This is a genomic window from Streptomyces lichenis, from assembly GCF_023218175.1.
Classification (GTDB): Bacteria; Actinomycetota; Actinomycetes; order Streptomycetales; family Streptomycetaceae; genus Streptomyces; species Streptomyces lichenis.
Genome location: NZ_JALPTH010000018.1, coordinates 145559 through 165644 on the forward strand (window position 1 = coordinate 145559; position 20086 = coordinate 165644).

A 20086-nucleotide genomic window follows, 5' to 3' on the forward strand; every position below is an offset into this window, starting at 1 on the left:
GGCCCCCGGACCTCGGTGCGATGACCACCGAGGTCGACCCGGGGGAACGGGCCACGCGGGACCGGGAGTTGTCGCCCAGCACCACCGCCCGGGACGCGGCCGGCACCCTCGCCGCGTACCGGGCCCTCAGCGACAGTGCCCGCGCCACCCTGGCGCACCGGGCCGATGTGGCCTACGGGCCGCATCCGGCCGAGCGGCTGCACCACTTCCCGCCGCGCCGCCCGGGCGCCCCGCTGCTGGTCTTCGTGCACGGCGGGCACTGGCAGGAGTCGTCCAAGGAGGACGCCTGCTTCGCCGCACCCGCGCTGCTGGCGGCCGGGGCCGGGTTCACGGCCCTGGGCTACGGGCTGGCGCCGGCCCGGCGGCTGCCGGAGATGGCCGCCTCGGTACGCCGGGGCCTGGCCTTCGTCCGGGAGCACGCCGCCGAGCTGGGCGGCCGGAGCGACGCGGTGTACGGGGCGGGCAGCTCGGCCGGGGCCCATCTGGTGGCGCTGGCGGCGACCGGCCCGAAGGGCGTACCGCTGGCCGGGCTGGTGCTGCTCAGCGGGCTGTACGACCTGGATCCGGTGGTCGGCAGCTATGTGGACGAGGCACTGGAACTGACCCCGGCCGAGGCCCGGGCGCTGAGCCCGCTGCACGCCGGGCCGCCGTACGCCGAGCGGGTGCTGCTGGCCCGCGGCGAGCACGAGACCGCCGAGTACGCCCGGCAGCAGCGGGGATACGCGGAGGCGCTGTGCACCGCCGGGCGGCCGGTGGCCGAGCTGGTGGCGGCCGACCGCGACCACTTCGACCTGCCGCTGGACCTCGGCGACCCGTCGACCGCCCTGGGCCGCGCGGTTCTCAACCAGATAGGGGTCTAACGCCACAGGGACCACCTGGGGCCGACCGCCCCGGGAGGTGCCGGGCGGCGTCCGTTCTGTCCGGCGGGCGCCGCCCGGGCAAGGCCCGATCCCCCAGGAAGAGGCAGCCGTATGGAGACCCGTGAACTCGCCGTGGCCGGCGCCCTGGAGGTCGCCCTCCCGGTCTTCCCCGACCGGCGGGGCTCCTTCCGCCCGCTGTACGAGGAGGCCGACTGGTCCGCTCTGCCCGGCGTCCCGCCGTTCCGTGCCGTACGCAGCGGGCTGAGCGTCAACCGCGCCGGGGTGGTCCGCGGGGTGCACTACGCCGTGCCCGGCCGGGACGGCGCCCCGGCCACCGCCAAGCTCGTCGTCTGCGTGGCGGGCGAGGCGCTGGACCTGGTGGTGGACGTACGGGCCGGGTCGCCGACCTTCGGCCGCCATGACACCGTACGGCTCACCGCCGACGCCGACCGCACCCGGGCGGTGTACTGCCCGCCCGGCATCGGCCACGCCTTCGCGGCCCGGACCGAGGGCACCGTACTGCTGTACCTGCTCTCCACCCCGTACCGCCCGGCGGACGAGTCGGCCGTCTCGGTGCTGGACCCGGCGCTCGGGCTGCCGCTCCCCCGCCGTCCGGAGCCGGTCCTGTCGGACGCCGACCGGGCGGCCCCCACCCTGGCCGAGGCGCTGGACCGCGGGCTGCTCCCCGCCTACCGGCCACCCGCCACCACCGTCGCTCAAGCAGGCTCCGCAACAGGATCCGTAACAGGCTCAAGGAGGAACGGGACATGAAGGGCATCATCATGGCCGGCGGATCGGGCAGCCGGCTGAAGCCGCTCACCGGAGTGCTGTCCAAGCAGCTGCTCCCCGTCTACAACAAGCCGATGATCTACTACCCGCTCTCGGTGCTGATGCTGGCCGGGATCCGGGACATCCTGATCATCTCCTCGCCCGACCATCTGCCGCTGTTCCGCGCCCTGCTGGGCGACGGCGAGCGGCTGGGCCTCACCCTCACCTACGCCGAGCAGGAGCACCCCGGCGGGATCGCCGAGGCCTTCCTGGTCGGCGCCGAGCACATCGGCGACGACGACGTCTCGCTCGTCCTGGGCGACAACCTCTTCCACGGGCCCGGGTTCTCCGCGCTGCTGCGGGAGAAGGCCCGCACCGTGAACGGCGCCACCATCTTCGGCTACCCGGTGCGCGACCCGCAGCGGTACGGGGTCGCCGAGGTGGCCGAGGACGGCCGGCTGCTGGGCATCGAGGAGAAGCCCGAGCGCCCGCGCTCCGAACTCGCGGTCACCGGGCTGTACATGTACGACAACGAGGTGGTCGACATCGCCCGGACGCTGACCCCCTCGGCCCGCGGCGAGCTGGAGATCACCGACATCAACCAGGTGTACCTGGAGCGCGGCCGGGCCGAACTGGTCAAGCTGGGACGGGGGTTCACCTGGCTCGACACCGGGACCCATGACGCGCTCCTTGAGGCCGGGCAGTACATCCAGATCCTGGAGCAGCGCCAGAGCGTGCGGATCGCCTGTGTGGAGGAGATCGCCTACCGGATGGGCTTCATCGGCGCCGACGAGCTGCGGCAGCTCGGCCAGGAGCACTCCAGCACCGACTACGGGGAGTACCTGGTCGACCTGGCCGACCGCCGTCCGGCGGGCGGGCCGGTGCCCGACGCCGTACCCCCGGAGTTCACCGCCGACCCCGCCGGGCTGCCGGTGGCACCGCCCCGCGCCGAAGCCCTGCGGCGCTGACCACCCGACCGCGCCCACCGCGCCGACCGCCGAGGAGCCGACCATGCGCTATCTGTTCACCTCGATGCCCGTCACCTCCCATCTGATGCCGCTGGTGCCCACCGCGCACGCCGCGCTGGCCGCCGGCCACGAGGTGCTGGTGGCCACCAGCGGGCCCGCCGCGCGCACCGCGCAGGCCGCCGGGCTGGTCACCGCCGACGCCGGGACCGAGCAGGGCGCCCGGCAGCCGTACGACGAGCTGCTGGCCGCCCTGGAGCGGGCCGAGGCGGGCGAGGCCCCGGACGACGCGACCTCGCTGGAGGTGCACGGCCGGGCGTTCGGCGAGGTGGGCGCCCGGATGCTGGACGAGCTGGTGCAGATCGCCCGGTCCTGGGGCGCGGACGCCATCGTCTACCCGGGCATCCACTCGGCGGCCCTGGTCGCCGCCCGGGCCGCCGGGACCGCGGCGGTGCTGCACGGCTACGGCACCCCGCTGCCGACCTTCGGCCCGGCGCTGGACTACCTCGCCCCGCACGCCGAGCGGCTGGGCGCGGGCGAGATCACCGAGGCCGAGATCGAGATCGACGTGCTGCCGCCGTCGCTGGCGAACTTCACCGAGGTGCCCACCGCCATCGGCCGCCCCCGGCACCGGCTGACCATGCGCTACGGCTGCTTCAACAACGGCGGCCGGCTTCCGCGTTGGGCGCTGACCCGGGGCGATGTCCCCCGGGTGGTGGCCACCTGCGGATCGGCGGCCAGCATGACCCGCGAGGGCGCGCTGTACCGGGACATCGTCACCGCCACCGGGGACCTGGGCGCCGAGCTGGTGCTGCTCACCGCCGACGCCGAGCTGCCGAAGCTGCCCGAGCGGCTGCCGCCGCATGTCCGCCCCGAGCGGTGGGTGCCGCTGCGGGCGCTGCTGGACGGCTGCGACGCGATCGTCCACCACGGCGGCTCGGGCACCATGCTCAGCTCCTTCGCCGCCGGGGTGCCGCAGGCGGCCATCCCGATGCCGGGCACCGTCAACGTGAGCAACGCCCAGTCGGTGGCCGCCCGGGGCGCCGGCCGGGTCCTGGACATCGACGACGCCGGGCCGGAGCGCGTCACCGAGGCGCTGAGCTGGCTGCTGAAGGACCCGGAGCCGGCCAAGGCGGCCGCCGAGACCGCCGCGGAGATGGCGGCGATGCCCGCCCCCGCCGAGGTGATCGAGAAGGTCTCCGGGCTGCTGCGCGCCGCCCGCTGACACGTCCGACCGAGAGGAGCAGCAGGTGAGGATCGCCGTCATCGGCGGAGGCCCGGCGGGGCTGGCGTTCGCCGCGACCGCCCGCCTCTCCGGACTGTCCGCCGAGGTCACCGTCTACGAGCGGAACCGGGTGGAGGACACCTACGGCTTTGGCGTCATCCTGCCGTCGGCCGCCCTGGACACCCTCCGGCCCACCGACCCGGACACCGCCGACGCCCTGGCCGGGGAGCTGGTCGAGTGGGACGAGGTCACCGTGCACCGGGGCGAGCGCCCGCTGTCGGTGGGGGCGCCCCGGCTGGGCGCGCTGTCCCGCCGCACCCTGCTCACCGCACTGCGGCGGCGCTGCGCCGAGCTGGGCGTACGGGTGGAGGAGGGCGCCGCGGCCCCCGGCCCGGACGCGCTCGCCGAGGCCCACGACCTGGTGGTGGCCGCCGACGGGGCGGGCTCGGCCACCCGTACCGCCTGGGCCGACCGGTTCGGCACCGAGACCGAGCGCACCGCCCCGGACTACGTCTGGCTCGGCGCCGAACGGGCGTTCCCCGGGCTGACCTTCCTGGTCGCGGACACCGCCGAGGGCCCGGTGGTCGCCCACACCTACCCGTACGCACCGGACCGCTCCACCTTCCTGGTGGAGGTGCCCGGGGGCGGCGGGCTGCCCGACACCGCCGGGCTGGCCCGGCTCTTCGCGGAGCCGCTGGCCGGCGCCCGGCTACTGGAGAACCGCTCCCGCTGGAGCCGCTTCCTCCAGGTGCGCAACACCGCCTGGTCCCACCGCAACGTGGTGCTGCTGGGCGACGCGGCGCACACCGCGCACTACTCGATCGGCTCCGGCACCCGGCTGGCCCTGGACGACGCCACCGCGCTGGCCGGGGCGCTCTGCTCGGAGGGCTCCCTGCCGGCCGCGCTGAGCGCCTACGAGGAGCGGCGGCGGCCCGCGGTCGAGCACACCCAGCGGATCGGCCGGGCCAGTGCCGACTGGTTCGCCGGGCTGGCCGGCACCGAGGGGAGCGCCCCGGAGAAGTTCCTGCTGGAGCTGCTCACCCGGGGTGGCCGGATCTCGCTGGGTGATCTGGCCGCCGAGGCGGCGGGTACGGCTCCGGTGGGCACAGTGACAGGCAGCGGGTGATCCGGCCGGGACGACCAGCCCGGCAGGACCGGTACGACGGCTACACGAAGGAGTGAAGAGCGCCCATGCGCGAGGACAGGCAGCACATCGTGGTGACGGGGGCCCGGGCCAACAACCTGAAGGGGGTGACCCTGCGCATTCCGCTGGGATCCCTGACGGTGGTGACCGGGGTCTCCGGCTCGGGGAAGTCCTCGATCGTCTTCGGCACCATCGCGGTCGAGTCGCAACGGCAGCTCAACGAGGTCTTCCCGGCGTTCATCCGCAACCGGCTGCCGCGCTACGAGCGCCCCGAGTTCGACCTGATCGAGAACCTGGCCCCGGCGATCGTGGTGGACCAGAAACCGGTCGGCGGCGGCACCCGCTCCACGGTGGGCACCATGACCGAGGTCAACCCGGTGCTGCGGGTGCTGTTCTCCCGCTACGGGGAGCCCAGCGCGGGCCCGTCCAACCTGTACTCCTTCAACGACCCGCACGGCATGTGCCCGGAGTGCGACGGGCTCGGCTCCACCCTCCAGCTCGACCTGGACAAACTGCTGGACCGCGACAAGTCCCTCAACGAGGGCGCCATCCAGCACGACAACTTCGCGGTCGGCACCAACTACTGGAAGCGGTACGCCCAGATCAGCCGGTACGAGAAGGGCCGGGCCCGGGACAAGGACCTGGAGCCGGTGTTCGACCCGGACAAGCCGCTGAGGAAGTACACCAAGAAGGAGATGGACCTCCTGCTCTACGGGGAGGGCTTCCAGACCATCCGCCCCGACGAGTTCAACAACGTGGCCATCAACGACTTCGAGGGCATCGTGCCGCGCTTCACCCGGCGGTTCGTCAAGCCGGGCCTGGACGCGCTGAAGGACAAGGAGCGCAAGTCCACCGAGCGGGTGGTCACCGAGCGGACCTGCCCGGCCTGCGAAGGTGCCCGGCTGAACCGGGCCGCGCTGGACTCGCGGATCGACGGCAAGAACATCGCCGACTACTGCGCCATGGAGATCGGCGACCTGATCAAGGAGCTGGAGCGGGTCGCCGACCGCTGGCCCGGCCCGGTGGTGCCCGCCGCGCTGGCCTCGCTGCGCCGGATCGAGTCGGTGGGCCTGGGCTACCTCACCCTCAGCCGCGCCACCCGGACCCTGTCCGGCGGCGAGGGCCAGCGGCTGAAGACCGTACGGCATCTGGGCTCGGCGCTGGCCGGGATGACGTACATCTTCGACGAGCCCAGCGTCGGGCTGCACGCGCACGACGTGGACCGGCTCAACAGGCTGATGCTGGACCTGCGGGACAAGGGCAACACGGTCCTGATCGTGGAGCACAACCGGGACGTCATCGCCATCGCCGACCATGTGATCGACGTGGGCCCGGGGGCCGGCGCCGACGGCGGCGAGATCGTGTTCACCGGCACCGTGAAGCAGCTGGCCAGGAGCAAGACGGTCACCGGCCGGCACTTCCGGGCCACCCCGGGGCTGAAGGACTCGGTCCGCGAGCCCACCGGGAAGCTGCCGGTGCGCGGCGCCACCCTGCACAACCTGGACAAGCTGGACGCGGACTTCCCCACCGGGGTGCTCACCGTGGTCACCGGGGTGGCCGGTTCCGGCAAGTCCACGCTGGTGTCCAAGGTGTTCACCCGGGAGCACCCGCAGGCGATCGTGCTGGACCAGTCGGCGGTCGGCATCAACCCGCGCTCCACCCCGGCCACGTACACCGGCATCTGGGACACCGTGCGCAAGCAGTTCGCCAAGGAGCACGGGGTGGACGCGAGCCTGTTCAGCTTCAACGCCAAGGGCGCCTGCCCGGAGTGCAAGGGCCGCGGCACCATCACCACCGACCTGGCCTTCCTGGACCCGGTCACCACCGTGTGCGAGGTCTGCGAGGGCAGCCGGTACCGCCAGGACGTGCTGGAGTACGAGACCAAGGGCCGCAACATCGCCCAGGTGCTGGACCTCACCGTGGTCGAGGCCCGCGACGACTACTTCGAGGACGAGTCGATCGTGCGCAGGCTGGAGCCGATCGCCGAGGTGGGCCTCGGCTATCTGACGCTGGGCCGGCCGCTGTCGATGCTGTCCGGCGGTGAGCGCCAGCGCATCAAGCTGGCCGACCGGCTGCACGAGCAGGGCAGTGTGTACGTCTTCGACGAGCCGACCACCGGACTGCACATGGCCGACGTCGGCAACCTGCTGACGCTGCTGGACCGGCTGGTGGACGCGGGCAACACGGTCATCGCCATCGAGCACGACCTGGACGTGGCCAAGCACGCCGACTGGATCATCGACATCGGCCCGGGCGCCGGTGAGCACGGCGGCCGGGTGGTCTTCACCGGCACCCCCGCCGAGATGGCGGCCGGCGCGGACACCACCACCGCGAAGTATCTGAAGGCCTCGCTGCCGGACCGGAAACCGGCCGCCCGCTGACGCTCACCCCCTCCGGACCCTCTCGGCCCGGCGCACCCCGTGTGCGCCGGGCCGAGCCGCGTCCGGCCCCGGACACCCGGAAGCACCCACGACCCATGGACCCCGGGCCGCGCGCCACCGCCGCGCCGCGGCCCCCGAAGCCGCTGGAGTCACCATGCACACCACCGAAGCCACCCACGCTCCCGAGGACACCGTCGCCACTCCCGCCTCCCGCGTCACCCCCACCCCGCCCCTGCCCGGCCTCCCCTCCCTCCCCGCCGCCTTCGAGGCCGCCGCCGCGCAGGCCGGTGACCGGACCGCCGTGGAGTTCGGCGCCTCCTCGCTGACCTACCGCGAGCTGGACGCCGCCGCCAACCGGCTGGCCCGCCGGCTGCGCCAGGAGGGCGTGGCCACCGGCGACCGGGTGGGCGTGCAGCTGTCCCGCTCGCTGGAGCTGTACACCGTGCTGCTGGCCGTGCTGAAGGCCGGCGCCGTGCTGGTGCCGCTCAACCCGGCGCACCCGGTCGGCATCCGCCGGGAGATCGTCCGCGCGGCCGGGCTGCCGCTGACCCTGCGGGACGTGGCCGCCGGACTGGGCTCGCTCACCGTGGAGCGGGACGTGCACGAGCTGATCGCCGACAGCGCCGATCTGGACGACGGCCCGCTGGAGCCGGTGGACCCGGAGTCTCCCGCGTACGTCCTGTTCACCTCGGGCTCCACCGGGCAGCCCAAGGGGGTGCGCATCCCGCACCGGGCGATCTCCCGGGTGGCCGAGCACAACGGCGAGGCCGAGGTGCGCGCCGACGACGCCTTCCTCCAGCTCGCCCCGTACTCCTTCGCCGCCTCCACCACCGAGGTCTGGCTGAGCCTGCTGCACGGGGCGCGGGTGGTGGCCGCTCCCCCGCAGCTGCCCTCGCTTCCCGAGCTGGCCCGGATCATCACCGAGCGCCGGGTCACCTTCCTCAACCTGCCGTGCGGGCTGTTCAACCTGCTGGTGGACGGCCATCCCGAGGCGCTGGCCGGGGTCCGCACGGTGATCGTCAGCGGTGACTTCCCCTCCCCGCCGCATCTGGCCAAGGCGCTGGAAGCGGTCGGCGGCACCGTCTTCAACGCCTATGGCTGCACCGAGAACTCGGCGCTCACCGCCGTCCACCCGCTCACCCGGGACGATATCCGCCGCCAGGTCTTCCCGGTCGGCCGGCCGCTGCCCGGGGTGGGGCTGCACGTCCTGGACGAGGACCTGGCCCCCAGCGCCCCGGGCGAGATCGGCGAGCTGTGCATCGCCGGCGCCGGAGTGGCCCTCGGCTACCTGGACCAGCCGGAGCTGTCCGCCGAGAAGTTCCCCGAGGTGGACGGGGTGCGGCTGCTGCGCACCGGGGACATGGCCCGCCGGACCGCCGACGGCGAGGTGGTGCTCGCCGGGCGGGCCGACCAGATGGTGAAGATCCGGGGCTACCGGGTGGAGCTGCGCGAGGTCGAACTCGCCGCCGAGAAGACCGGGTTGGTGGAGCGTGCGGTGGTCCGCGCGGTGAACGCCCAGGACCAGCTTCGAGAGCTGGTGCTGTTCTGCACCACCGCCGACGGTCGGCCGCCCGGCACCGAGGAGCTGCTGTCCGAGCTGCGCGGGGTGCTGCCCGACTACATGCTGCCGGCCCGGGTGCACCACCTCGCCGAGCTGCCGCTCAACCACAACGGCAAGCTGGACCGGATGGCGCTGGAGGAGCCGCGCGCCACCCTGGTGGAGCCGGCCGCGGCTGCGGCCCGCGCCGAGGCGGATGACCCGGTGGCCTCCACCATCACCACCCTGCTGGCCGGGGCGACCGGCCGGGAACGGCTCGGCGCCGCCGACTCCTTCGTGCTCTCCGGTGCCAACTCGCTCCAGCTGATCCAGCTGGCCGCGAGCCTCCAGGAGGTGATGGGCGTGGATGTGCGCGCCGAGGACGTCTTCCGGCACGGCACCGCCCAGGCCCTGGCCGACCACATCCGCTCCCTCCGGGAGAACGGCACGGCCACGGGCGCGCAGACCGACGCGATACGCGAGAAGGGCACGGAGGTGACCGCTCATGACTGACCCCCTGCTGACCGTCGTCCTGGACCGCTGGCGGACCACCGCCGGCGACCCCGGGGCGGGCCCCGACGACCCGCTGGCCGCCGCCCATGGCGAGGCCCTGGCCGCCGATCTGACCGCCCTGCTGGGGCTGCCGGTCGCCGCCGAGGACATCGCCGGGTGCGGTACGCCGAGGGAGCTGGCGGAACTGCTGCGCGAGCGCCGCTCCGGCGGCCGTACGCCCGCACCGGCCACCCCCGCGCAGGACCCCGTGAGCGACGAGGCCACCGCGGGCCAGGCCGGGATCTGGTACGCCTGCGAGTACGGCGACCCCACCGCGTACAACTCCCCGGTGCTGCTGCGGCTGCCCGGGACGGTGGACCCGGAGGCGCTGCGGCGGGCGCTCACCGGAGTGGTGGCCCGGCACGAGAGCCTGCGCACCACCTTCGCCATGGAGGAGGCGGCGGACGGCGCACGGCTGGTCCAGCACATCGCGGAGAAGCCGCGCTTCGGCTTCGCCACCGCCACGGCCGCCGACGAGGACGAACTGACTGACCTGGCAGCCGAGTTCGCCACCACCCGCTTCGATCTGCGGGCGGGCCCGCTGCTCGATGTGCTCGTCGTGGAGACCGGCTCCGGTCCGGACTCCGGCACCGCGCTGCTGGTCAACGTCCACCACGCGGTCTTCGACGGCTTCTCCTGGTCGGTGCTGCTGACCGAGTGGCTGGCCGCCTACCGGCTGCTGGCGGAGGGGCGGGAGGTGCCGAAGTCCCCGGCGCCCACCCAGTTCCGCGAGGCGGTGGCGGCCCGGCCCCGGAGCGAGGAGCGGGAGCGGGCCTCACTGGCCTACTGGACCGAGCATCTGGCCGACGCCCCGCCGCCGTTGGAGCTCGCGCCCGACCGGCCGCGCACCACCGGTCCGGCCCGCACCGCCCGTACCGTACGCACGGTGCTGGACGGGCCGGAGGCCGACCGGCTGCGGGAGGCGGCCGCCGCCGGAGGGGTGACCCCGCTGGTGGTGCTGCTCACCGCGTACGCGTTGCTGCTGCACCGGCAGACCGGGCGGCGGGACCTGACCGTGGGCCTGCCGGTGTCGCTGCGCGACCGCGCGGCCGACCAGGCGGCGATCGGCCATCTGGTGAACACCGTGGTGCTCCGGCACCGGATCGGCTCCGAGGCCACCGGCCGGGAGCTGCTGGCGGCCACCCGGGACGAGGTGCTGGGCGCGATGCGCCACAAGGACACCGCGTTCGAGGACGTGGTGCGGGCGCTGGGCGCGGGCCGGGACGCGGGGCGCTCCCCGCTGTTCCAGACCATGGTGACGCTGATGCCCAAGGAGCGCCGGCTGCTCGGACCCGAGGGCGCGGAGGCGTGGCACCACATCAGCGGCGCGCCCAAGTACGACCTGGCGCTGATCGTCGAGGAGGGCGAGCGGGAGCTGGGGCTGACCTTCGAGTACGACCCGGCCGTCTTCCGCCCGGGGACGGTGGAGCGGGTCGCCGCCCGGTTCCGCACCCTGCTGGCGGAGCTCACCGCCCGGCCGGAGGCGCCCGTCGCCGAGCTGGCCTGGGTGCCGGAGGAGGAGCTGGCCGAGCTGGCCGGGGTGTGGCACGGGGCGCCCGATGAGCGGGCGGCCCGGACCACGGTCACCGCGCTGTTCGAGGAGCGGGCCACGCGGGCCCCGGAGGCCCCCGCCGTCGAGACCGTGGACGGCACGGTGCTGTCCTACGGGGAGCTGAACGCGGGCGCCAACCGGCTGGCCCGGGCGCTGGCCGCGCGGGGCGCGGGCCCGGGCACCCGGGTCGCGGTGCGGCTGGAGCGCGGCCCGGAGGCGGTCACCGCGCTGCTGGCGGTGCTGAAGACGGGCGCCTCGGTCGTCCCGCTGGACCCGTCCTATCCGGCCGAGCGGACCGCCCTGGTGCTGGCCGACGCCCGCCCCGGGCTGCTGCTGGTCCCCGGCGACCAGGAGCTCGACGTACCGTCCGGCATCGAGCGCTTCGACCCGGCCGCCGAGGAGCAGGCGGTGGCGGGGCAGGCGGACGGCGATCTGCCGCACCGCCGCTCCCCCGGTGACGAGATGTACGTGGTGTACACCTCGGGCTCCACCGGCCGCCCCAAGGGCGTGGTGATCAACGATCTGACCCTCACCAACGTGGCGTGCCAGCAGGCCGAGTTGTCCGGCCCGCACGCGGGCGCCTCGATGCTCCAGTACATGTCGCTCGCCTTCGACGTCTCCTTCGAGGAGATCTTCGGCGCGCTGTGCGCCGGGGCGCCCCTGGTGCTGACCGACGAGGAGATGCGGACCGATCTGCACCGCTTGGCCCACCAGCTGCGCGACCGCCGGGTGGCGCGGGTCTTCCTGCCGTACGCGGCCCTCCAGGAACTGGCCTCGGTGGCGGTCCACGGCGGTATCGAGCTGCCGGACCTGAAGGAGGTGTACACCACCGGTGAGCAGCTGGTGGTCACCCCGCAGCTGCGCGAGTTCTTCGGCCGGCTGACCGGCGCCGCGCTGGTCAACGCCTACGGCCCCTCGGAGGCCCATCTCTGCACCGCCTACCGGCTGCCGCCGGACCCGGCCGCCTGGCCGGAGCGCCCGCCCATCGGGCACACCGTGGGCGGGGTGCGGGCCTATGTTCTGGACGGCGACGGGCGGCCGGTGCCGTTCGGGGTGCCGGGCGAGCTGTATGTGGGCGGCCCGGTGCTCTCGCCGGGCTATCTCCATCTGCCCGAGCAGACCGAGGCCCGTTTCCGCCCCGATCCGTTTACCGACGGACCGGAGGACCGCTACTACCGCACCGGCGACCTGGTGCGCTGCGACCCGGACGAGGGCTTCACCCACCTCGGCCGGGCCGACGAGCAGATCAAGATCCGGGGCTACCGGATCGAGCCGGCCGAGGTGGAGGCCGCCCTGAACACCCTGCCGGGGGTCAGCGCCTCCGCGGTGGTGGCGGCCGAATACGGCCCCGGCGACCGCCGCCTGGTCGCCTTCCTCCGTACCGAAGATCCTGTTGACGAGCCGGAGTTGAGGCGGGCGCTCGGACGGTCGCTGCCCGGCTATCTCATTCCGTCCCGGTTCGCGGCCGTGGAGCGGCTGCCGCTCGGGCCGACCGGCAAGGTGGACCGGGGGGCACTGGCCGCCCGGGCCACCGAGCTGCCCGCGCCCGTGCAGGACACCTCCGAGGCGCGGGAGTTGACCGAGACCGAGCAGCGGGTGGCGGCGGTCTGGACCGAGCTGCTGGACGGCTCGGCGGTCGGCCCGGACGACGACTTCTTCGCCCTGGGCGGCCACTCGCTGCTGGCGGTGCGGCTGCGCCAGCGGCTCCAGGAGGCGTACGGGACCGAGCTGCCGCTCAGCGCCCTGCTGGCCACCCCCACGGTCGCCGGTATGGCGGCCCGGGTGGAGGCGGCGCTCAGCGGCGAGACCGTGGCCGACACCGGCCCCGACCTGTGGGCCGACACCCGGCTGCCGGACACCGTGGACCCGTCCCGGGCCGAGCGGCACGCCGACCCGGCCACCGCCACCTCGGTGCTGCTCACCGGGGTCACCGGCTTCCTCGGCGTCTATCTGCTCCGCTCGCTGCTGGCGGACGGCCGCACCGTGCACTGCCTGGTGCGGGCCTCCTCCGCCGAGGAGGGCATGGAGCGGCTGCGGGATAACGCCCGCCGCTACCGGGCCGACGACGGTCTCGACCTCAGCCGGGTACGGGTGGTGGCCGGGGACCTGGCCGAGGAGCGATTCGGGCTGGCCCCGGACGCGTACCGGGAGCTGGCCGGCTCGGTCGAGGCGGTGTACCACGCGGCGGCGCACATCAACTTCGCCGCCCCGTACGCCTCGGTGAAGCCGACCAATGTGGACGGCTTCGTCCGGGTCGCGGAGTTCTGCGCCGACACCGTGGTCAAGCCGCTCCACCTGATGTCCACGCTCGCGGTCTTCTCGCCCGAGGGCCCCTCCGACATCGACGAGGAGACGGTGCCGGAGACCCCCGAGCGGCTGGGCATCGGCTACGCGCAGAGCAAGTGGGTCGCGGAGCGGCTGGCGCTGGCGGCCCGGGAGCGCGGACTGCCGGTCACCGTGCACCGGATCGGGCGGATCGGCCCGGCCACCGGCACGGGGGCGATCCGCACCGACGACTTCTTCTGGCTCCAGGTGAAGAGCTTCCTGAAGCTGGGGATCGCCCCGGAGCGGCCGGGCCCGCCGGTGGACCTGCTGCCGGCGGACCTGGTGGCCGACGCGGTGGTGCTGCTGTCCCGCGCCGAGGCGGCGGCGAACGGCACCACCCATGTCTTCCACCCGGTCGGCATGGACTGGGAGACGGTCTTCGAGGCGCTGGCCTCCCTGGGCGCCCGGCCCCGGCCGGTGTCCGCCGAGGAGTGGCTCGCCGCCCTGGAGGCCGGCCCGGGCTCCACCGGCTCGACCGAGAGCGGTGACGGTGACCGCTCGCTGGCGAGCCTGGTGCCGCTGTTCCGGGAGGGCGTCATGGAGCTGGGCGACCACCGCTACGGCAACGAGTCCACCGTACGGCTGCTGAAGGAGCTGGGGCTCGAACTGCCGCCCGCCGACCCGTCCTGGATCACCTCGATGGTCCGCTACTTCGAGGAGACCGGACAGCTCGCCGCGGCGCCCCGCACCACGTGAGGAAACCCGTCAGGAACGCCAGAAAGACCAGCGCCGATCACGACCGATCAGGACCGTCAGGACCCGTCAGGCAATCCGAGGAAGGACTCATCGTGTCAGAAGCCAGGCACCGCGTCAGGGCGGTCATCGTGGGAGCGGGCCCGGTGGGCTGCCTTCTCGCCATCGAGCTGCGCCGCCGGAACTTCGAGGTCGAGATCCACGAGAAGCAGTCCGCCGAGGGGGCGGCCACCGTCGGCACCGGCCGCTCCTTCAACCTGACCCTCACCCACCGGGGCACCAGCGCGCTCGACCCCGCGCTGCGCCGCCGGATCTACGAGGTGGGGCAGATCCTGCGCAGCCGGGTGGTGCACCACCGGGACGGCTCGCTCACCCGGCAGCCGTACGGAGTCAACGGCGACCACCATCTGCTGTCGGTGCCGCGCGCCTCGCTCCAGGAGATCCTGCTGGAGAAGGCGCTGGAGGCCGGGGCGACCGTGCACTTCGGCCACGCCTGTGTGGCGGCCGACGCGCACCGCGCCGAGGCGGTGTTCGTCACCGCCGACGGCGGGGTGTGCCGGGCGAGCGGGGACATCCTGATCGGCTGCGACGGCGCCAACAGCGCCCTGCGCCACGAACTGTCCAAGTCCGGAGCGCGGATGCGGATCCACCAGGAGTACATCCCGCACGGGCACGTGGAGTTGACCATGCGGAAGGAGACCTCCCGGCGGCTCAGCCCGGACGGGATGCATCTGTGGCCGCGCGGCGACCACTTCCTCCAGGCCCAGCCGAACCGGGACGGCTCCGCCACCACCACCCTCTTCATGCCGGTGGACGACCGGGGCGGCGAGCTGCGGTTCCGGTCCTTCGCCTGCCGGGGCGCCGTGCGCCCGCACTTCAGCCGGGAGTACCCGGACGTCGCGACTGCCCTGCCCCGGGCCACCGAGGAGGGCTGGGACGCCCGCCCCGCGCTGCTGAAGGTGGTGCGCTGCGCGCCGTACCACTACGGCCGGGCGGTGCTGGTCGGCGACGCCGCGCACACCATCGTCCCGTTCTACGGGCAGGGCATCAACTGCTCCTTCGAGGACGCCGAGGTGCTGTGCGGGCTGCTCGACCGGCATCTGGGCTTCCAGGGCGACCGGCACGCGGCGATCCAGGACGCGGTGGCGGACTTCAGCCGGCTGCGGGTGGGGCCGGGGCAGGCCATCGCGGACCTGTCCATGGCCAACCTGGAGGAGCTGAGCGCCCATATCGACGACGAGCTGTTCCATCTGCGCAAGGGGCTGGAGCGCCGGCTGCACCAGCGCTATCCGCGCGACTTCACCCAGCAGTACCAGCTGGTCGCCTTCACCCGTACCCCCTATGACGAGATCGTCCGGCGCGCCAAGCGGGACCGGCGGGTGCTGGACCTGCTGTGCGAGCGGTTCGACCCGAGGACGCAGGGGGACGAGATCATCGCCTCCTACCCGGAGTTCGCCCGCCGGCTGGGGATGCCGGTCCACCAGGAGCCGGCGATGTCCTCCGGCCGCTCCGGCGCACCGTCCCGACGAGGGGAGCTGTGATGACCGACCCGGCCCAGGCCCCCGGCCTTCTTCCGGACGACCATGCCTTCGGGGCCGTGGCCCCCGCCCCCGAGGGGGAACTCGACCCCCGCTACAGCGATCCGGCCGCCCGGGCGGCCCCCTGGGAGGAGACCCGGCGGCTGCTGGCGGAGGCCGAGCTGTACTGGATCGCCAGCATCCGCCCGGACACCGCGGAATCCGCACCGGGATCAGCGGGACCGCATGTGACGCCGGTGGCGGGGGCCTGGCACGAGGGGGCGCTCTGGTTCGTCTCGCTGCCGAGCGAGCGCAAGGTGCTCAACCTGGTGGACAACCCCCGGTGCGCGCTGCTGACCGGGACCAACCGGATCTTCGACGGTACGGACGTGGTCCTGGAGGGGCGCGCGGTACGGGTGGTGGAGAAGGACCGGCTCGACGCGGCCGCCGAGGTGTTCCGGCACAAGTACGGGCCGCCCTGGGACTACGTGGTCGAGGACGGCACGCTCAGCGGCTCGGTCGGCCGGGCCTGGGCCTTCTCGGTGGCGCCGGAGAGGGTGTTCGCCTTCAGTAAGAACCCGATGGCCCAGACTCGTTGGCGTTTCGCACCCTGACCAGCCGGGGCCGCCGTAAGGCCAGCGGGTCGCCGCCGGCCCCCGCCGGGCGGGTCGGGCCGGTGGTCCCGGTGTCGGAGACGGCGGTGTCGTCCTCCGGCACCGGGACGCCGAACCGGAAGCCGACCCCGCGGATGGTGATGATCCACTCGCTGTTGCCGAGCTTGCCGCGCAGGCTGCTCACATGGGTGTCGATGGTCCGGCTGGCCTGGGCGCTGATCCGGTGGCTGGCCGGGTAGTCCCAGACGTCGGACATCAACTCCTGGCGCTGGAATATCCGTTCGGGCTCCTGCGCCAGCTTGTGCAGCAGGTCGAACTCCTTGCGGGTGAGGGAGATGGCGCGTCCGCCCAGACGCGCCTCCCGCCGCGGGGTGTCGATGACCAGCGGGCCGAACTCCAGGGCGGCGTCGTCCTCCTGCCCGGCCGGCTCGGCGCGGCGGGCCGTCCCGGTGCGCCGCATCACCGCCTTGATCCGGGCGACCAGTTCGCGGGCCCGGTAGGGGATCTCCACGCAGTCGTCGCAGCCGGCCTCCAGCAGCAGCACCCGGTCGACCTCGGCGTCGGCGGCGGTGAAGCCGATGATCGGCAGATCGCTCTCCCGCCGTATCGCCTGGCAGAGGGAGACCCCGTCCAGGTCGGGCAGGTTGGTGTCCAGAAGCAGCAGGTCGTACTCCTGGTAGGACTCCAGGACGTCCCTGCCGCGCGGGGCGCTCCAGGCGTCGAAGCCATGGCGGCGCATGTCCTGTTTCAGTGCCTCGGTCGAGGGGCAGTCGGAGGCCACCAGGATGCGTGGTCTGGAGTGGCCGAAGCCACCCCGCTGCACCGGAGTGACCAGCGTGGGCTCGGTTTCTGCGGTGAGTCTGCGGATATTCCCGTCCTCGACAGACACAACAAGTCTCCCTGTCCGTGAAGTCCTGCTGCCATGCGGATAGTGGCCGAATCGTGCTGCGCAACCGCCTTCCCCGATTCGACGGCGCCATGCGCCGCTGAATTACGGATCATCCCTGCCGAATACACATGTAAGCGGCACCGTTTCCGGTCACGGCACGGAGATCGCATTCCGCTTACCGCCCGGGGCAGTTCGCCCACGCAGACCCATGGAGAAAAGGAGTGTGCCGTGCCCACCCGCATCCTTGTCACCGGAGGCGCCGGCTTCATCGGATCGCACTACGTCAGGACGGTGCTGGCGGCCGACAGCGAGGCGGTCGTCACCGTGCTCGACCGCCTCACCTACGCGGCCAACCCGGCCAACCTCGCCTCGGTACGCGATCATCCGGGATTCCGCTTCGCCGAGGCCGACATCTGCGACCCGCACGCGGTGGACCGCGCGGTCGCCGAGGCGGACGAGATCGTGCACTTCGCGGCGGAGACCCATGTGGACCGGTCGATCGCCGGCGGAGCGGAGTTCGTCCGCACCAACGTGCTGGGCACCCAGGTGCTGCTGGAGGCCGCCGTACGCCACGGGGTGGAGCGCTTCGTCCATGTATCGACCGACGAGGTCTACGGCTCCATCGCCCAGGGCTCCTGGTCCGAGTCCTTCCCGCTGCGGCCCAGCTCGCCCTACTCGGCGTCGAAGGCCTCCAGCGACCTGCTGGCGCTCAGTTACCACACCACCCATGGACTGGACGTCAGCATCACCCGCTGCTGCAACAATTACGGACCCTGCCAATTCCCGGAGAAAATCATCCCGCTATTCACCACCCGTTTGTTGAACGGGGAAACAGTTCCGCTTTACGGGACGGGGGAGAACACCCGGGAGTGGATTCATGTGGACGACCATGTGGCCGCGCTGGAACGGGTGCGGCTGTCCGGCCGCCCGGGACGCGCGTACAACATCGGCAGCGGGGTCGAGCTGACCAACCGCGAGCTGGTCGGGCTGCTGCTGGAGCAGTGCGGCCGGGGCTGGGACGCGGTGGAGGAGGTCACCGACCGCCTGGGCCACGACCTGCGCTACTCGGTCGACACCACCCGCATCCGGCGGGAGTTGGGCTGGGAGCCGGTCCGCGACTTCCGTACCGCTCTGGCCGAGACCGTCGACTGGTACCGGGTACACGAGGACTGGTGGCCCCGTGAGCCGGCCCCGACGCCGCTCTCCCGGACCCCGGCCGCCTGACCCGGGTCGTACCCCAACCCACGGAGCGCTGATGACATCCGCATCCACCCCCGAGCCGGACGCCACCGGCCCCGGCAACGCCACCGAGTCCGGTGGACCGCGCGCCGGAGCCAGGGAGTGGCTGGGACTCGCCGTCCTGGCCTTACCCGCCATGCTGATCGTGATGGACATGACGGTGCTGCATCTGGCCGTCCCCCATCTCAGCGCGGACCTCGGCCCCACCGGCAACGAACTGCTGTGGATCACCGACATCTACGGCTTCCTGGTGGCCGGCTTCCTGATCACCATGGGCAACCTGGGTGACCGGATCGGCCGGCGGAAGCTGCTGCTGGCCGGTGCCGGCGCCTTCGCCGCCGCGTCCGTGCTGGCCGCCTACTCCAGCAGCCCCGAGACCCTGATCACCGCCCGCGCCCTGCTGGGCCTGGCCGGGGCGACCCTGATGCCGTCCACCCTGTCGCTGCTGCGGGTGATGTTCCTGGACGAACGGCAGCGGACCATCGCCATCTCGGCGTGGATGATGTGCTTCACCGTGGGCGCCTCGATCGGCCCGCTGGTCGGCGGGGTGGTCCTGGAGCACTACTGGTGGGGCTCGGTCTTCCTCATCGGGGTGCCGGTGATGGCGCTGCTGCTGGTCCTCGGACCGGTGCTACTGCCCGAGTACAAGTCCCCCTCGGCCGGGAAGCTGGACCTGGCCAGCTCGGTGCTCTCGCTGGCCGCGGTGCTGCCGGTGGTGTACGGGATCAAGCAGCTGACCCGGGACGGCCTGGGCGTGCTCCCGGTGCTGGCCCTGCTGGTCGGCGTCGCCGCGGGCGTGGTCTTCCTGCGCCGCCAGCGCACCCTGGAGGACCCGTTCATCGACCTGGAGCTGTTCCACGAGGCGCGCTTCCGGGTCTCCCTCGGGGCCCTGGCCACCCTGTCGTTCGTGATGTTCGGCATCAATCTCTTCATCGTGCAGTCGCTCCAACTGGTGCACGGGCTCTCGCCGCTGGAGGCGGGCCTGTGGAGCCTGCCCGGCAGCCTCGGCGGCGTGGCCGGCGCGACCGCGGCCATCGCCGCGCTGCGCTGGGTGCGCCCGGCCTATGTGATGGCCGCCGTGCTGGCCCTCGCCGCGCTCGGAGCACTGCTGGTCGCCCTGGCCGGGCGGGACTTCGCACTGCTGGTGACGGGCCTGGCCGTGATGTCCACGGGCATCGCCCCCGCGCTCAACCTGGGCACCGACATGGTGGTCGGCTCCGCTCCCCCGGAGCGGGCGGGCGCCGCCTCCGCCGTCTCCGAGACCAGCAACGAGTTCGGCGGCGCGCTGGGCCTGGCCGTGCTGGGCAGCATCGGCACCGCCGTCTACCGGGCCCGGGTCGAGGAGAACGCCCCCGCCGACCTGCCCGCCTCGGCCGCCGAACCGGCCCAGGACACCCTGGCCAAGGCGCTGTCCGCGGCCCAGGAGCTGCCCGGGGCGCTGGCCGGCCGCCTGGCGGACACCGCCCGGGAGGCCTTCACCAGCGGACTGACCGTCATCGCCCTGGTCGCCGCCCTGCTGGTCGCCGTCTCCGCGGTGCTGGTCGGCACCATGCTGCGGCACGTCCGCCCCAACGACGGCAACGACGGCAACGACGAGCGCGAGCCAGCAGCCCCCGACCGTACCGACGCCGCCACCCGGACCGGCTGACCGCGCCGTCCCCGTACCGACCCGCTCGCGGCCGCCCCCGCCCCTCACCGGCCCCCGGGGGCGGCCGCCCCCACACCCCCCAACCCCGCACCGCCCCCGAAAGGAGACCTGGAGACCATGCCCCGCCGCCTGTTCACCTCGGAGTCCGTGACCGAGGGCCACCCCGACAAGATCGCC

General features: G+C 73.4%; 13 protein-coding genes. 12 read left to right on the forward strand and 1 reads right to left on the reverse strand.

Annotated features, from left to right (window positions below):
- Positions 1 to 20 precede the first annotated feature (20 nt).
- From M1O15_RS19355 to M1O15_RS19400, 10 genes are all read left to right on the forward strand, one after another.
- Positions 21 to 860: an alpha/beta hydrolase gene (locus M1O15_RS19355; RefSeq protein WP_248635205.1), complete on the forward strand. Its 840-nt coding sequence runs from the start codon at positions 21 to 23 to the stop codon at positions 858 to 860.
- Positions 861 to 971: 111 nt separating this feature from the next.
- Positions 972 to 1631, forward strand: coding sequence for a dTDP-4-dehydrorhamnose 3,5-epimerase family protein (locus M1O15_RS19360; RefSeq protein WP_248635206.1), 660 nt, complete (start codon positions 972 to 974; stop codon positions 1629 to 1631).
- Positions 1628 to 2596 carry a glucose-1-phosphate thymidylyltransferase RfbA gene (gene rfbA / locus M1O15_RS19365; protein WP_248635207.1) on the forward strand — a complete coding sequence of 323 codons (969 nt, stop codon included), beginning with the start codon at positions 1628 to 1630 and terminating at the stop codon, positions 2594 to 2596. The genes M1O15_RS19360 and rfbA overlap by 4 nt, the downstream gene beginning before the upstream one ends.
- Before the next feature lie 43 nt (positions 2597 to 2639).
- A complete protein-coding gene (locus tag M1O15_RS19370) occupies positions 2640 to 3818 on the forward strand; it encodes a glycosyltransferase (RefSeq protein ID WP_248635208.1) in 1179 nt (392 codons plus the stop codon).
- A gap of 25 nt (positions 3819 to 3843) precedes the next feature.
- Complete coding sequence (locus M1O15_RS31680; RefSeq protein WP_248635209.1) at positions 3844 to 4944, forward strand: FAD-dependent monooxygenase; 1101 nt, start codon at positions 3844 to 3846, stop codon at positions 4942 to 4944.
- 65 nt (positions 4945 to 5009) lie between these two features.
- Positions 5010 to 7343, forward strand: a complete 2334-nt coding sequence (locus tag M1O15_RS19380; RefSeq protein WP_248635210.1) for an excinuclease ABC subunit UvrA — start codon at positions 5010 to 5012, stop codon at positions 7341 to 7343.
- A gap of 154 nt (positions 7344 to 7497) precedes the next feature.
- On the forward strand, positions 7498 to 9393 hold the full coding sequence (locus M1O15_RS19385; protein WP_248635211.1) for a non-ribosomal peptide synthetase: 1896 nt from the start codon (positions 7498 to 7500) through the stop codon (positions 9391 to 9393).
- Positions 9386 to 14005, forward strand: a complete 4620-nt coding sequence (locus M1O15_RS19390) for a non-ribosomal peptide synthetase (protein WP_248635212.1) — start codon at positions 9386 to 9388, stop codon at positions 14003 to 14005. Before M1O15_RS19385 ends, M1O15_RS19390 begins: the two co-directional genes overlap by 8 nt.
- Positions 14006 to 14097: 92 nt before the next feature.
- On the forward strand, positions 14098 to 15543 hold the full coding sequence (locus tag M1O15_RS19395; protein ID WP_248635213.1) for an FAD-dependent oxidoreductase: 1446 nt from the start codon (positions 14098 to 14100) through the stop codon (positions 15541 to 15543).
- Complete coding sequence (locus M1O15_RS19400) at positions 15543 to 16133, forward strand: pyridoxamine 5'-phosphate oxidase family protein (protein WP_248635214.1); 591 nt, start codon at positions 15543 to 15545, stop codon at positions 16131 to 16133. The genes M1O15_RS19395 and M1O15_RS19400 overlap by 1 nt, the downstream gene beginning before the upstream one ends.
- On the opposite strand, the gene M1O15_RS19405 is transcribed toward M1O15_RS19400, so the two are convergent.
- Positions 16087 to 17022: a response regulator transcription factor gene (locus M1O15_RS19405; RefSeq protein ID WP_248635215.1), complete on the reverse strand. Its 936-nt coding sequence runs from the start codon at positions 17020 to 17022 to the stop codon at positions 16087 to 16089. The genes M1O15_RS19400 and M1O15_RS19405 overlap by 47 nt on opposite strands.
- A gap of 228 nt (positions 17023 to 17250) precedes the next feature.
- On the opposite strand from M1O15_RS19405, the gene rfbB reads away from it, so the two are divergent.
- Both rfbB and M1O15_RS19415 read left to right on the forward strand, forming a co-directional pair.
- Positions 17251 to 18246, forward strand: a complete 996-nt coding sequence (rfbB, locus tag M1O15_RS19410; RefSeq protein WP_248635216.1) for a dTDP-glucose 4,6-dehydratase — start codon at positions 17251 to 17253, stop codon at positions 18244 to 18246.
- 31 nt (positions 18247 to 18277) lie between these two features.
- On the forward strand, positions 18278 to 19909 hold the full coding sequence (locus M1O15_RS19415) for an MFS transporter (protein ID WP_248635217.1): 1632 nt from the start codon (positions 18278 to 18280) through the stop codon (positions 19907 to 19909).
- Positions 19910 to 20086: the final 177 nt, after the last annotated feature.

What these genes read in the sequence shown, in the direction of transcription:
- M1O15_RS19355 (WP_248635205.1), top strand. Translation starts at nt 21, where the DNA reads ATGACCACCGAGGTCGACCCGGGGGAACGGGCCACGCGGGACCGGGAG.
- M1O15_RS19360 (WP_248635206.1), top strand. Translation starts at nt 972, where the DNA reads ATGGAGACCCGTGAACTCGCCGTGGCCGGCGCCCTGGAGGTCGCCCTC.
- rfbA (WP_248635207.1), top strand. Translation starts at nt 1,628, where the DNA reads ATGAAGGGCATCATCATGGCCGGCGGATCGGGCAGCCGGCTGAAGCCG.
- M1O15_RS19370 (WP_248635208.1), top strand. Translation starts at nt 2,640, where the DNA reads ATGCGCTATCTGTTCACCTCGATGCCCGTCACCTCCCATCTGATGCCG.
- M1O15_RS19380 (WP_248635210.1), top strand. Translation starts at nt 5,010, where the DNA reads ATGCGCGAGGACAGGCAGCACATCGTGGTGACGGGGGCCCGGGCCAAC.
- M1O15_RS19385 (WP_248635211.1), top strand. Translation starts at nt 7,498, where the DNA reads ATGCACACCACCGAAGCCACCCACGCTCCCGAGGACACCGTCGCCACT.
- M1O15_RS19390 (WP_248635212.1), top strand. Translation starts at nt 9,386, where the DNA reads ATGACTGACCCCCTGCTGACCGTCGTCCTGGACCGCTGGCGGACCACC.
- M1O15_RS19400 (WP_248635214.1), top strand. Translation starts at nt 15,543, where the DNA reads ATGACCGACCCGGCCCAGGCCCCCGGCCTTCTTCCGGACGACCATGCC.
- M1O15_RS19415 (WP_248635217.1), top strand. Translation starts at nt 18,278, where the DNA reads ATGACATCCGCATCCACCCCCGAGCCGGACGCCACCGGCCCCGGCAAC.